Origin of the sequence: Lentibacter sp., assembly GCF_029254145.1 — a bacterium.
GTDB lineage: Bacteria > Pseudomonadota > Alphaproteobacteria > Rhodobacterales > Rhodobacteraceae > Lentibacter.
This window is the reverse complement of record NZ_JAQWYD010000031.1, coordinates 1-13167: the sequence shown is the minus strand read 5'-3', so window position 1 is coordinate 13167 and position 13167 is coordinate 1. Positions and strand designations below refer to the sequence as shown.

Below are 13167 nucleotides of genomic sequence, written 5' to 3'. Positions count from 1 at the left end.
CTGTGATCTCGGGACGGCGCATCAGAAGCTGCATGCCAATCCATGCGCCAAAGGAAAAGCCTGCGACCCAGCAATGCTTGGAATTGTTGTTCATGGATTGCAGGTAATCCAGCGCTGAGGCGGCATCGGAGAGCTCGCCTACGCCCTGGTCGTATTCGCCTTGAGAGCGGCCCACGCCGCGGAAGTTGAAGCGCAAGACCGTGAAGCCCATATTATAAAAGGCGTAATGAAGGTTGTAGACAACCTTGTTGTTCATCGTACCGCCGAATTGCGGGTGCGGATGCAACACAATCGCGATCGGTGCATCGCGCTGTGGTTGTGGGTGGTAGCGGCCTTCAAGTCGGCCTTCTGGGCCTGGAAAGATTACCTCGGGCATATAGTTTGTCTCTTCCTTGAAAATGCGCGCGGGCTTTCTTGACTAAATCCGTCGAGCATATTAGAACTATTCTAAATCTAGATGTGTCACCTAGCGTTTCTAGCGAGATAGTCTGTGACAGGGGCGAGGTCAACAAGCGCCTGTTTTTATTGCAGTCAAAGAGGTTGTTTATGAAGCTCAGCACAAAAGGCAGATATGCTATGGTCGCTTTGGCCGACATCGCCCTGGAGGGCGAGGATGCTTTGGTGACTTTGGGTGATATTTCCAAGCGTCAGGATATTTCGTTGCCCTATCTTGAGCAGCTTTTTGTAAAGCTGCGCCGCGCCGAGCTGGTGGCGTCTGTGCGCGGGCCAGGCGGCGGCTATAAGTTGGCGCGCAAACCTGTCGATATTCGGATCGTTGATGTTTTGGCCGCAGTGGATGAGACGGTGGATGCCTTGCAAAAAGGTGCGGGTGCCAGTGGAGCCGCATCTGGCAGCCGGGCGCAATCGGTGACCAACCGCTTGTGGGAAGGTTTGTCGGCGCATGTTTATGTCTATTTGCATGCGGCGCGGCTTTCGGATGTGATCAGCAACGAGCTTGCGCCTTGCCCCGCGGTGCCTTCGCTGTTTGCTGTGGTGGATGAAGAGTGAGCTGTTTCACCATCATAACGAGGTTTTGCGCGACCTGCGGTCACGCCGAGCTGGGGGCTTTGCCCCCAGACCCCCAGGATATTTGGGAAAAGAAAAAGATGCATTCGAAGTCGTTTGGTCAGAACACACCGGCTCAAACGGGTGTCTGCGAAACCAGAGGGGCCATGTGAATGCGGGTCTATCTTGACCATAATGCGACCACAGCTTTGCGCCCTGAGGCGCGCGCGGCGATGGGCGAGGCGTTGGATATTGTTGGCAATCCCTCGTCTGTGCATTCCGAGGGGCGGCGTGCCAAGGCGTTTTTGGAAAGCTGTCGTGCGCGGTTGGCCGCTGCGCTTGGGGCGGAGGGGGCCGAGATTGTTTTTACTGGTTCGGCCACCGAGGCTGCGGCCATGGCGCTTGCTGGTCGCGGCATTGCCTGTTCGGGTGTGGAGCATGATGCTGTTGCGTCTTGGTGCGACGCGTCGCTGCGCGCCGAGGCCAATGGGTGTGTGACGCTCTCGGATGCGGGATTTTCGACGCTTCAGCTCGCCAATTCTGAGACGGGTGTGTTGCAGGATTTGCCTGACGGGCTTTGGATGAGTGATTTCACGCAGGGATTTGGAAAAGTCACTGTAGATTTTTTGCGCTCCGGGCCTTTGATGGCGATCGTTTCGGCGCATAAGCTTGGCGGGCCAACGGGCGTTGGTGCGCTTGTGATGCGGCGTGGGATCGATCTTGACCCCGTTCTCAAAGGGGGTGGCCAGGAGATGGGCCGTCGTGCAGGGACAGAGAACCTCATCGGGATTGCAGGATTTGCGGCGGCGGCCGAAGCGGCAGTGGTCGATGTGGCTGCGGGCCGTTGGGATGCCGTGCGCGAGAGACGGGATTTGCTTGAAGAGGCTCTTGCGGCCACAGATAAACCACCTATTTTAGTCGGGAAAGATGCGCCACGTCTGCCGAACACCTCTTGTCTGCTCAGCGCGGGCTGGAAGGGCGAGACGCAAGTGATGCAGATGGATCTTGCGGGATTTGCTATTTCTGCAGGCTCGGCCTGCTCCAGTGGCAAGGTGAAGACAAGCCCTGTGCTGCGGGCAATGGGATTTGAGGAGGCCGAGGCGGGCTGCGGTATTCGCGTGAGCCTTGGACTTGAAACAGAACGGGACGATATTTTGCGCTTTGCCGACACATGGGCAGCGCAGGCGAAAAAACAGGCTGCGCGCGCGGCCTAAGCGAACAGGACGGAAAAGGAACCAAGCGATGAATGAAGTAATTGTTAAAGACGGTGTAGAGCAGGAAACGGTTGAGGCCGTTCGCACGCTTGGAGAAAAATACAAATACGGTTGGGAAACCGAGATCGAGATGGAATATGCGCCGCTCGGTCTGAACGAGGATATTGTGCGGCTTATTTCGGAGAAAAACGAAGAGCCACAATGGATGACGGACTGGCGGCTTGATGCTTATGCGCGCTGGAAAGAGCAGAAAGAGCCTGACTGGGCGATGGTGGATTATCCTGAGATCGACTTTCAGGACCAGTATTACTATGCGCGCCCCAAGAGCATGGAAGTGAAGCCGAAGTCATTGGAAGAGGTCGATCCCAAGCTTTTGGCCACATATGAAAAGCTTGGTATTCCGCTCAAGGAACAGCTGATCCTCGCGGGGGTCGAAGGCGCCGAAGAGCTGACAGACGCGCCGCGCAAAGTGGCTGTGGATGCGGTGTTTGACTCTGTGTCGGTCGGCACGACCTTCCAGAAAGAGTTGATGGAGGCGGGTGTTATCTTTTGCTCGATCTCAGAAGCCATTCGCGACCACCCCGAGCTTGTGAAAAAGTATCTCGGCTCTGTTGTGCCTGTGACGGACAATTACTACGCGACGTTGAACTCGGCTGTGTTTTCGGACGGCTCGTTTGTTTATGTGCCGCCCGGCGTGCGCTGCCCTATGGAGCTGTCCACATACTTCCGGATCAATGCCGAGAACACAGGCCAGTTTGAACGCACATTGATCATTGCCGATAAGGGCTCTTATGTGAGCTACCTTGAGGGCTGTACCGCGCCGCAGCGTGATGTGGCGCAGCTGCATGCAGCGGTTGTGGAGATCATCATCGAGGAAGATGCGGAAGTTAAATATTCGACCGTTCAGAACTGGTATCCGGGTGACGAGAACGGCAAGGGCGGGATCTATAACTTTGTGACCAAGCGTGCCGATTGCCGTGGTGACCGTGCCAAAGTGATGTGGACGCAAGTGGAGACGGGCTCTGCCGTGACGTGGAAATACCCGAGCTGTATTTTGCGCGGCAACGACTCTCAGGGCGAGTTTTACTCGATTGCGATCACCAACAACCATCAGCAGGCCGACACGGGCACGAAGATGATCCACTTGGGCAGAAACACCAAGTCGCGGATTGTTTCAAAAGGGATCAGCGCAGGTGTGGCGCAGAACACCTATCGTGGGCTTGTGAGCATGCACCCGAAGGCGAAAAACTCGCGCAATTACACGCAGTGCGACAGCTTGCTGATTGGTGACAAATGTGGCGCCCACACTGTTCCTTACATCGAGGTTAAGAACAACTCGAGCCGTGTGGAGCATGAGGCGACGACATCTAAAGTTGATGACGAGCAAATGTTTTACTGCCGCCAGCGCGGGATTGGCGAGGAAGAGGCTGTTGCACTGATCGTCAACGGCTTTGCCAAGGAAGTGTTGCAGGCGCTGCCGATGGAGTTTGCCATGGAAGCGCAACAGCTTGTTGCGATCAGTCTTGAAGGCTCGGTTGGCTAATGTCTTTGGCACACCTCACATCTTGCCCGAATGAAGGCAGTGTTCTGCCGCATTTGTGCCGAACTGGTTTGTTAACTCTGTTGGCAAGCCAAGACGTGAGGTGTGCCTATGATGAACCGAAATCTCGACGCGTTCGACGCGCGTATCCAGAGAATTGCCAAGGACGAAAAGGCAAAAGGCCGCCTCATTGCGGGCGAGGGAGAAGTGCGCGAGACGCAAGTCAACCTCAGCCAGCTGAAGCGCGCGGCTGCGTTCAAGCGCGAGAGTGGCGAGCTTATCCTGGCGGCTCCCAAATGGGCTATGGCCTTTCTGCTTGGCGCCGCGGCGATGTTGGCGGGGCGGCTCTTGGGCTTTCATGTTCTGGGGCAGTTCATTGCGGGCACAGATATGACCATGGTGATCATGTGCCATGCGGGCGAACTGGCGATCGGGATTGTTGCGCTGGTGACGGCGGCAACATTTATCGGATTTCGCGGTGGTATGGCCAAGATGGTGATGCTGGCGGGCTTCGCTTTGATGGTGCTTGGGGAATCCGACGTTGCGAGGCACGCGCCGTTCCTTTGGGAAACCATGTTTTCGCCAGAGTATGCGGCGCGGGTCTTGAGCCCAGCGGGCGGGATGGAGAACAATCTGCGCGCGCTTGCGGGGGTTTTGCAGAGCAGCATCTAAACACATCTGGCTCTGATGTTGGAAAAGACAGCCTTACCTGTGGGGGTGAGGCTGGTTTTTGCCGTTTTGATTTGGCTTTTGAAAAGCCAGTGTTTGCATGAGAAGTGTGGGGTAAGATTATGGAATTTATTGAGAAAAATAAGAAACTGATTGTGCCTGTCGCGGCTGGCGCTGTGATGGCGGCGGTGCTCAACTGGGCGGACCTGCCAGCTTGGATGATCGGCGGCGCGGTTGCGGCTGTTGTCACACTGTGGAGCGAGAAGCTCATTGAGGCTTACGATACAAAGATTGGGCCCAAGATCAATGCGCGCCGTGGAGAGTATTGAGAATGGTTGATACGCCTCTTCATCTCTATTGGTGGAACGCCAAGCCGAACTTTGGCGATACCTTGAGTCAGTTTGTGACAGCATATGCGTCAGGCCGTGCAGTTGCGCATGCGGAGCCACGCAACGCCGAGATTTTTGCTGTTGGTTCGATTACGCAATTTGCCAAGCGGGTCTGGGGCAATGAGAAACACCCCGCGCATCGCCCTGCGATTTGGGGCACGGGCATGATGGCGCCGCTGAAGACCGACTTTGTCACCAATGTTGATATTCATATGTTGCGGGGGCCGATTACGGCCGCTCTTTTGGGTGTGAAAACTGAAGCCTATGGTGACCCCGGCGTTTTGACGGCTGAGGCGCTTGGCGCACGCCCTGAGCGGCACGACAAGATCGGGCTGGTGCTACACCACAGCCAGCTTGGTGACCCTAGAATTGTTGCGCTTCTGAAGGCTGAACCGTCTGTGCAGTATATCGATGTGCAGGGCACACCAGAGCAGGTCTGCCGCGAGATTGGCGCTTGTGCGCATGTGATCTCGTCAAGTCTGCATGGGCTTATTGTGGCTGACAGCTATGGGATCGCCAACACCTGGCTTGATCCGATGAAGCACGCGCGGCTGAAGTATTACGATTATGCGGCAGGGGTGGGGCGTGTGATGCCGCTGCCTTTGAGGCACGACGATATAGCCGCGGCATTGCCCAAGCTTGGCACGGGCGCTTTGCCCTATGCGGGCGGTCTTGCTGAGGCGAAAGACAGACTGATTGAGAATTTTCCAGCCCATCTGAAGGCTGGAGCATAAATATAGAAGATTAGAGAAAGGCGCGAAAATGTTGGAAATCAAAGACCTGCGGGTCAAACTGGAAGAAGAAGACAAGCAGATCCTGAAGGGTGTGAACCTGACAGTGGAAGCGGGCAAAGTGCACGCGATCATGGGGCCGAACGGCTCTGGCAAGTCGACGCTGTCCTATGTGCTCTCGGGCAAGGAGGGCTATGAAGTCACGGGCGGCAGCGCCACGCTGGACGGCGACGACCTGCTTGATCTGGAGCCAGAAGAGCGCGCAGCACTTGGGCTTTTCCTTGCGTTTCAATATCCGGTCGAGATCCCTGGTGTGGGCAACATGACCTTCTTGCGCACGGCTGTGAATGCACAGCGTAAAGCGCGTGGTGAAGAAGAAATGAGCTCGACCGAGTTTCTCAAAGTGATCCGCGCTCAGGCAAAAGAACTCAAGATTGACGCGGATATGCTGAAGCGGCCTGTCAATGTCGGCTTCTCGGGCGGCGAAAAGAAGCGCAACGAGATTTTGCAAATGGCGATGCTTGAGCCACGGATGTGTATCTTGGATGAGACGGATTCGGGCCTTGATGTGGACGCGATGAAACTTGTGGCCGATGGCGTGAATGCGCTGCGCAGCGAGGGCCGTGGGTTCTTGGTGATCACGCACTACCAACGCCTTCTGGATCATATCAAGCCAGATGTTGTGCATATCATGGCGGATGGTCGTATCGTGAAAACGGGCGGACCAGAGCTTGCGCTTGAGGTTGAAAACAATGGCTATGCAGACATTCTGGCCGAGGTGGCTGCGTGATGAATGCGATTTTGAAATCAAAGCAGGAGGCGGCGGCGAGCCGGCTTGACGCGGCGGTTCTGCCTGAGGCGGCGGGCTGGAGCAAGGCGGCGCGCGAAGATGCGCTGGCGCGCGTGCGCAGCATGGGTTTGCCCTCGAGGCGTGATGAATACTGGAAGTACACACGCCCTGACACGCTGACGCAGGCCGATGCGCCTGAGGCCGCGCTGTTTACAACAGATGAAACGCCCGTGTTTAACGACTTTGACCGGCTGAAGATTGTGTTTGTCGACGGTGTCTTCAGTGCCGAGCACTCAGATGAGCTTTCGCTTGAGGGCATCGAGATTGCGCGGTTGGCTGATGCGGCAGATATTTCTTGGGCGAGCGAGCTTTATGGCGCGCTTGAGACCAAGGGGCAAAAGCCTGTAGAGCGGCCTTTGGCAGCCCTCAATACCGCGCTGGCCAGTGATGGCGTGCTCATTCGATGCACCAAAACACCGAGCAAGCCTGTGAGCCTCATCTATCGCCACGAAAACAGCACATCAGATGCGGTTTTGCACCATATGGTGAAGGTCGAAGCAGGTGCCTCTCTGACGCTTTTGGAGAACGGTCCGGCCGCTGCGCGGTTGAACAAATGTCTTGAAGCGCTTGTAGCGGACGGGGCCGAGTTTCACCACGTGCGCGCGCAGGGGCGGGACCACGAGCGCCGCGCTGTGACACACATGTTTGTCGAGCTGGGCCATGAGAGCGTGTTCAAGAGCTTTACGCTCACGGTGAACGGGCGTTTGACGCGCAACGAATGTATCATCGAGTTTACCGGCGATGACGCGATAGCCCATGTGGCAGGTGCGGCGCTTGGCGATGGTGATTTTGTGCATGATGATACCGTGTTTATCACCCATGACGCCGTCAACTGCGAGAGCCGTCAGGTTTTCAAAAAGGTGCTGCGCAACGGTGCGACTGGCGTTTTCCAAGGCAAGATCCTTGTGAAGCCAGGCGCGCAGAAGACAGACGGATATCAGAAGTCTCAGTCGCTTCTGCTTGATGGCGACAGCCAGTTTTTGGCCAAACCAGAGCTTGAGATCTATGCTGATGATGTGGCCTGTTCGCACGGCTCGACTTCGGGCGCGATTGATGAGGACGCTTTGTTCTATTTGCGCGCGCGTGGTGTGCCACACAATATGGCGACCGACCTGATGACGCTGGCGTTCCTTGCGGAAGCTGTGGAAGAGATCGAAGATGACGGCCTCAAGGACGAGCTGACAGGGCGGCTTGAGGGCTGGCTTCTGCGCCGCTCGCGCGGCTGATTCCATGTCTGTTGTGATGGACATCGTCGCCACATACCGTGGGCCTGCGCAGGTTTTGCGCAGGTTTGCGGCGGCGGGGCAGCGAGAAGACCGCGCCATTGCCATTTTGATGGCGGGCTGTGCTGTTGTTTTTGTGAGCTCCTGGCCTGCTGCGGCGCGGGAGGCACACCTTACCGGGCAGGATGTGGGGATGTTGTTGGGGGGCGCATTGTTTGCGTGGCTCTTTATCATGCCGCTTGTGCTGTATGGGCTGGCGTTTCTTGTTTGGGGCGGTTTTCGGGTGTTGCGCAGCAAGGCTGAGCCTTGGGCGCTGCGGCTTGCGCTCTTTTGGGCGGTGTTGGCGGCCTCGCCGCTGATGCTTTTGCACGGGCTTGTGCGCGGATTTATTGGCGAAGGCACTCCACAAATGATCGTTGGAGCGCTTTGGTTCGTAGTGTTTATGTGGTTTTGGATCAGCGGCAGCCGTGCGGCTGCAAAGGAAAGTGCCTCTGATGGTGATTAAAGAGCTTGTGATGCGCACGCTGACGCAGCCTGCGGGCGCGGCGGCGGAGCTTATGGAGCTTGGCCTCAAGCGGGATGTGCTCTGGCTTGGGCTGATCCTTGCTGCAGTGCTCAATGCGCTTTTTTTCTCGGTGAGTTTTTACGCGGCCCCGCCTATGCCTTTGGAGGGCATGAGTGCAGAAGAGGCGGCCCAGCTAGAGTTTGTGCTAGGCTTTTTTGGTAGCCCTATGCGGGTTGCGCTTGTTTTGGGTGTTTCGCTTGTGATGTCTGTCTTTGCCTTTTTCTTGGCAGGCAAGTTTCTGGGCGGGCAGGCCAGTCTGACAGACGTTCTTGTTGTGGTCACGTGGTGGCAGTTTGTCGGGCTTGGTATGAGCGTTGTGATTATGGCTGTTGGAGCGCTGTCCGTGGTGCTGGCCTCGACGATGTCGATGGTGGGCAATGTCTGGCTTTTGTTTGCGCTGATTGGCTTGCTGACAGGCGCGCACTGTTTTGAGACGATGTTTAAAGGTATTGGCACCGTTGCGCTTTCGCTTTTTCTGATGGCCGTGGGCCTGATGATTATCCTTACCCTTATCGGCTTTGGACTGCCGCCTGTGGAGGCCAGCAATGTATGATGTGAATACGATCCGTGCGGATTTCCCGATCCTTTCACGTAAGGTGAATGGAAAGCCTTTGGTGTATCTAGACAATGGTGCTTCGGCGCAGAAGCCGCAGGTTGTGATTGATGCAATTACGCGCGGCTATGCTGAAGAATACGCCAATGTTCACCGCGGGTTGCATTACCTTAGCAATATCTCGACTGAGCGGTATGAAGCGGTGCGCGGGATCATTGCGCGTTTTCTCGGCGCGGGTTCGGAGAACGAGATTATTCTCAACTCGGGAACGACTGAGGGCATCAATATGGTGTCTTATGCTTGGGCTGCGCCGCGCATGGAAGCCGGAGACGAGATTGTGCTGTCGGTGATGGAGCATCATGCGAATATCGTGCCTTGGCACTTTTTGCGCGAGCGTCAGGGCGTCAGCCTCAAGTGGGTTGATACCGATGCGACAGGCGCTTTGGATGTGGACAAGGTGATTGCTGCGATCGGGCCGAAGACCAAGCTTGTTGCGATTACGCAGCTGTCAAATGTGCTGGGCACGCATGTCGATGTGAAGCGGATCTGTGACGCGGCGCGTGCCAAGGGCGTCGCTGTACTGGTGGATGGCTCGCAGGGTGCGGTCCATGCGCCTGTGAATGTTGTCGAGATGGGCTGTGATTTCTATGCCATCACGGGCCATAAGCTCTATGGGCCATCGGGCTCTGGCGCGATTTATGTAAAAAAAGAGCGCATGGACGAGATGCGCCCCTTTATGGGCGGCGGGGATATGATCCGCGATGTGAGCAAGGACGTGATCACTTACAACAGTGGGCCGATGAAGTTTGAAGCTGGCACGCCCGGTATTGTGCAAACGATCGGACTTGGGGCCGCGCTTGAGTATCTCATGGAGCTGGGCATGGACAAGGTTGCGGCGCATGAGGCCGAGCTTGCGAAATATGCGCGCGAAAAGCTGACAGGGCTGAACTGGCTTGGCTTGCAAGGCACAACGCCTGACAAGGCGGCGATCTTCAGCTTTACGATGGAAGGCGCGGCTCATGCGCATGATATTTCCACGATCCTTGATAAAAAAGGCGTCGCCGTGCGCGCGGGACATCACTGTGCGCAGCCGTTGATGCAGCATATGGGTGTCAACGCGACCTGCCGTGCGAGCTTTGGGCTCTATAACACCAAGGATGAGGTTGATGTGCTCGTGGATGCGCTGGAGCTGGCGCATAACCTTCTGGGTTAATCTGCGCGCAGGCCCATCAGACGATCAATCGGGGCGAAGTCATCTGTGAGGATGAGGCTGTCACGGGCCTGTAGGCTGGCAACCATCGTATCAGACAAAGCGCCGAAGCGCGTAGCGTCTGGTGCGCGGGTGATAAAGCTGTTCTCTGGTGTCGCGGCATTGCCCGCAGCGATGATAAAGACCATGCGCTCGCCTTTGACGGGCTGGTGCTGCTCGACCCAGACTTCCAGCACGGGAAAGACCGTCTCAAGCGTGCGCAGCATCGCGCCGAGTGTTTGTAGGTTGTCCTCATAATCCACCACATTCATCAGGTAGCTGTCTTCAGGCGTGAGCCTTGTGCGCACGAGCTCAAAGAACTCTTGTGTGAGCAGGTGCTGAGGGACGGCGATATCTGTGAAGGCGTCGCCGATGATGATGTCATATTGCGCCGGGTCGCGGGCGAGGGCCACGCGCGCGTCGACGTGAAGAACATGCGCAGAGGCGGGGTCAAACCAGAAGTCACGGACGGCAATGTTTGTCACCTCGGGGTCGACCTCCGCCACGGTGATCGGCCCGTGACCTTCGCGGGCTGCTATGGCGCGCGGCATAGAGAAGCTGCCACCGCCGATGAAGAAGCTGCTGAAATCCTGACGCGGTGCGCGCAATTCAGCAAGCGCGTCCAGCATGGCGGCGTGGTCGGTATACATGAGCGTTGGATCATTGGCGGAGCTGGTCCCGTGCACGAGGTGATCGAGGACCATCATGCGTATAGGGTCATCTTTTGTTTCAGAGACATCTATGGAGCGGATGCAAAAATATTTGCTTTAAGTGTCACAAGGGCTTGGTGTGGCCAATGCGTAGCCTGCAAAGGCGAGGCTGATTATGCTGGCGAGGAGCGCTGCACGCGGCAGGCGGCCTGCGAGCCAGAACGACAAGAGTGCCATGGCCACATAGACCAGCGCGACGAGCGCTAAGGTGAGCGTGGAGCCCAGATATGAGATGAAGACAAAGCCTGCGAGCAATGTACCAGCTATGGCGCCGATGGCGCCTGCGGCGAAGAGCGCGCCGAGCGCGCGGCCTGAATCTGGCGCGGTGTTGGCTCCGATCTGGGCGAGCACTGGCGCCGGCACGCCCGCGAAGAGGGACGGCAGAAAGAAAGCGCCCGTGCAGAGGGCAACAATGGCGCCGAGCGGATGGGATACAGCGCTTATGACGGGGTCTGCAATCCCTTGCAGGATGACGACAGCGAGACCTGTACTTAGGGCGGCGGCGATCAGCACCCAGCCTGTTTGCCTGAGGGCAGTTTCTTGGGACTTGGAGGCCATCAGACCGCCCCACCAATGGCCAACCGAAAAGCCTGCGAGCACCACGGCGATGACTGCTGTCCATGTGTAGAGCGACATGCCAACGTAGGGCGCAAGCATGCGGCCTGCTACGATCTCGACGACGAGCGAGGCCGCGGAGACGACCGTTTGCAAAAAACAAGGAGCCATAGCGGCGGGATGCGTGTGTTCATAAGTGGTATTTTTGGCAAGATGCATGTCTTGTCTAGTGATTTTCGCGATTGCGGGGCGCGACATGGGAAGTTATAGAGCCTTTGATGCACCCGTAGCTCAGCTGGATAGAGCGCTGCCCTCCGAAGGCAGAGGCCACAGGTTCGAATCCTGTCGGGTGCACCACTTCACAGATACACCTACGAGCCGCGTCTTTGCTCAGCAGCGTTTGCGCCGACTGCGTCGCCGCTTGGGCGAGAGGGGCTTTGCCCCCCTCGCGCTCCCCCCAGGATATTTATTGAAAGAGGAGGGTGCATGAGCGCTTTTATTGCGCGAGATTTCGCAGGACATAGGGCAGAACACCACCGTGTTCGACGTATTCAATCTCGATTGCGGTATCGATACGGCACTTGAGGAGGATTTCTTTAATGCTGCCATCGGCCCGTGTGATCTGACAAGGGACCTCCTGAAACGGTTTCAGGGTGTCTAGGCCTGAGATCGAGACGGTTTCCTGGCCTGTGAGGCCGAGGGTTTTGCGGCTGTCGCTTCCTGTGAACTCAAACGGGATCACGCCCATGCCGACAAGATTGCTGCGGTGGATACGCTCGAAGTTTTCTGCGATCACGGCTTTGACACCGAGAAGGGCAGTGCCTTTTGCGGCCCAGTCACGGCTTGAGCCTGCGCCGTATTGCTCCCCCCCGAAGATGACCAGCGGTGTTCCATTGTCTTGATAGGCCATGGCGGCGTCAAAGATCGAAGCTTGAGCGCCATCCGGGCCGAGGGTGTAACCGCCTTCTACGTCATCGAGCATTTCGTTCTTGATGCGGATGTTGGCGAATGTGCCGCGCATCATGACTTCGTGGTTGCCACGGCGCGCGCCGTAGGAGTTGAATTCACGCGGGGGCACGCCGTGGTCTGTAAGATATTGCCCTGCAGGTGTCGTTTCCTTGAAACTGCCAGCCGGGGAGATATGGTCGGTTGTGACCATATCACCGAGGACGGCCAGCACCTTGGCATTTTCGAGATTGCTGATCTTGCCCGGCGTTTTGGACATGCCTTGGAAGTAGGGCGGATTTTGCACATAGGTTGAGGCCGGCGGCCAATCATAGGTTTCGCCTGTCGATGTCTTTACGGCTTGCCATTTCTCGTCGCCCTTGAAGACGGCAGCGTATTTTTCCTGAAAGGCGGCGCGTGTGACTGTCTTTTCGACCAGCTCGGCGATTTCTTCGGTGCTGGGCCAGAGGTCGTTTAGGTAGACATCTTTGCCGTCAGCTGTCTGGGCGATCGGATCTTTTGCGATGTCGATGTCCATCGTGCCGGCCAAAGCATAGGCGACCACGAGGGGCGGGGAGGCGAGATAGTTGGCGCGCACATCAGGCGAGATACGGCCCTCAAAGTTGCGGTTGCCTGAGAGGACGGAGGTGGCGACAAGGTCGCCTTCTGCGATGGCCTGCGATATCTCTGGTTGTAGGGGGCCAGAGTTGCCGATGCAGGTGGTGCAGCCGTAGCCGACGAGGTTGAAGCCGATGGCGTCAAGATCATCCTGAAGTCCGGCGGCCTCAAGATAAGCGGAAACGACCTGTGAACCAGGCGCGAGCGAGGTTTTGACCCATGGCTTGCGGTTGAGGCCCAAAGCATGCGCCTTTCGCGCGACAAGACCTGCGCAGATCATGACATAGGGGTTGGATGTATTGGTGCAGGAGGTGATCGAGGCGATCACCACATCGCCGGAGCTGAGTGTGT

Annotated in this window: 13 protein-coding genes, 1 tRNA gene and 1 pseudogene; 12 read left to right on the top strand and 3 right to left on the bottom strand. The window is 57.0% G+C overall.

All coding sequences use genetic code 11. The features are described 5' to 3' along the window. Nucleotides 1-376, bottom strand: a 376-nt coding sequence (locus P8O11_RS03780; protein ID WP_300291805.1) for an alpha/beta fold hydrolase, incomplete at its 3' end; no start/stop codon positions are given. Nucleotides 377-546: 170 nt separating this feature from the next. Here P8O11_RS03780 and P8O11_RS03775 point away from each other — a divergent pair. The 11 genes from P8O11_RS03775 (at nucleotide 547) to P8O11_RS03725 (ending at nucleotide 9952) form a co-directional block, all read left to right on the top strand. Further along, on the top strand, nucleotides 547-1008 hold the full coding sequence (locus P8O11_RS03775) for an Rrf2 family transcriptional regulator (RefSeq protein ID WP_300291802.1): 462 nt from the start codon (nucleotides 547-549) through the stop codon (nucleotides 1006-1008). 170 nt (nucleotides 1009-1178) lie between these two features. Next, nucleotides 1179-2219, top strand: coding sequence for an aminotransferase class V-fold PLP-dependent enzyme (locus tag P8O11_RS03770; protein ID WP_300291800.1), 1041 nt, complete (start codon nucleotides 1179-1181; stop codon nucleotides 2217-2219). Nucleotides 2220-2247: 28 nt separating this feature from the next. Next, nucleotides 2248-3762: a Fe-S cluster assembly protein SufB gene (sufB, locus tag P8O11_RS03765; protein WP_300291798.1), complete on the top strand. Its 1515-nt coding sequence runs from the start codon at nucleotides 2248-2250 to the stop codon at nucleotides 3760-3762. Between the two features lie 108 nt (nucleotides 3763-3870). Next, nucleotides 3871-4431 carry a hypothetical protein gene (locus tag P8O11_RS03760; protein WP_300291796.1) on the top strand — a complete coding sequence of 187 codons (561 nt, stop codon included), beginning with the start codon at nucleotides 3871-3873 and terminating at the stop codon, nucleotides 4429-4431. Nucleotides 4432-4550: 119 nt separating this feature from the next. Further along, nucleotides 4551-4757, top strand: a complete 207-nt coding sequence (locus P8O11_RS03755; RefSeq protein ID WP_300291794.1) for a hypothetical protein — start codon at nucleotides 4551-4553, stop codon at nucleotides 4755-4757. Nucleotides 4758-4759: 2 nt separating this feature from the next. Next, a complete protein-coding gene (locus tag P8O11_RS03750; protein WP_300291791.1) occupies nucleotides 4760-5551 on the top strand; it encodes a polysaccharide pyruvyl transferase family protein in 792 nt (263 codons plus the stop codon). Nucleotides 5552-5579: 28 nt separating this feature from the next. Next, the gene (gene sufC, locus P8O11_RS03745) at nucleotides 5580-6338 is read left to right on the top strand and encodes a Fe-S cluster assembly ATPase SufC (RefSeq protein WP_300291789.1); all 759 of its coding nucleotides are present in this window, start codon (nucleotides 5580-5582) and stop codon (nucleotides 6336-6338) included. Further along, complete coding sequence (locus P8O11_RS03740) at nucleotides 6338-7624, top strand: SufD family Fe-S cluster assembly protein (protein WP_300291787.1); 1287 nt, start codon at nucleotides 6338-6340, stop codon at nucleotides 7622-7624. Before sufC ends, P8O11_RS03740 begins: the two co-directional genes overlap by 1 nt. Before the next feature lie 4 nt (nucleotides 7625-7628). Next, nucleotides 7629-8126 (top strand): YIP1 family protein, encoded by a 498-nt coding sequence (locus P8O11_RS03735; RefSeq protein ID WP_300291785.1) that lies wholly within the window; start codon nucleotides 7629-7631, stop codon nucleotides 8124-8126. After that, complete coding sequence (locus tag P8O11_RS03730; RefSeq protein WP_300291783.1) at nucleotides 8116-8739, top strand: YIP1 family protein; 624 nt, start codon at nucleotides 8116-8118, stop codon at nucleotides 8737-8739. Before P8O11_RS03735 ends, P8O11_RS03730 begins: the two co-directional genes overlap by 11 nt. Beyond that, entirely contained in the window at nucleotides 8732-9952 is a 1221-nt protein-coding gene (locus tag P8O11_RS03725) for a cysteine desulfurase (RefSeq protein ID WP_300291781.1), read from the top strand. The genes P8O11_RS03730 and P8O11_RS03725 overlap by 8 nt, the downstream gene beginning before the upstream one ends. Here P8O11_RS03725 and P8O11_RS03720 read toward each other — a convergent pair. Then, nucleotides 9949-11424 (bottom strand): annotated as a pseudogene (locus tag P8O11_RS03720) (fused MFS/spermidine synthase). The gene P8O11_RS03725 and the pseudogene P8O11_RS03720 sit on opposite strands and share 4 nt — an antisense overlap. 109 nt (nucleotides 11425-11533) lie before the next feature. Here P8O11_RS03720 and P8O11_RS03715 point away from each other — a divergent pair. After that, nucleotides 11534-11610: transfer RNA gene (locus tag P8O11_RS03715), tRNA-Arg, on the top strand. A 139-nt stretch (nucleotides 11611-11749) separates the two neighbouring features. Here the strand turns inward: P8O11_RS03715 and acnA are convergent. Beyond that, nucleotides 11750-13167 (bottom strand): aconitate hydratase AcnA (gene acnA / locus P8O11_RS03710; protein WP_300291778.1); only part of this gene is annotated, 1418 nt, incomplete at its 5' end.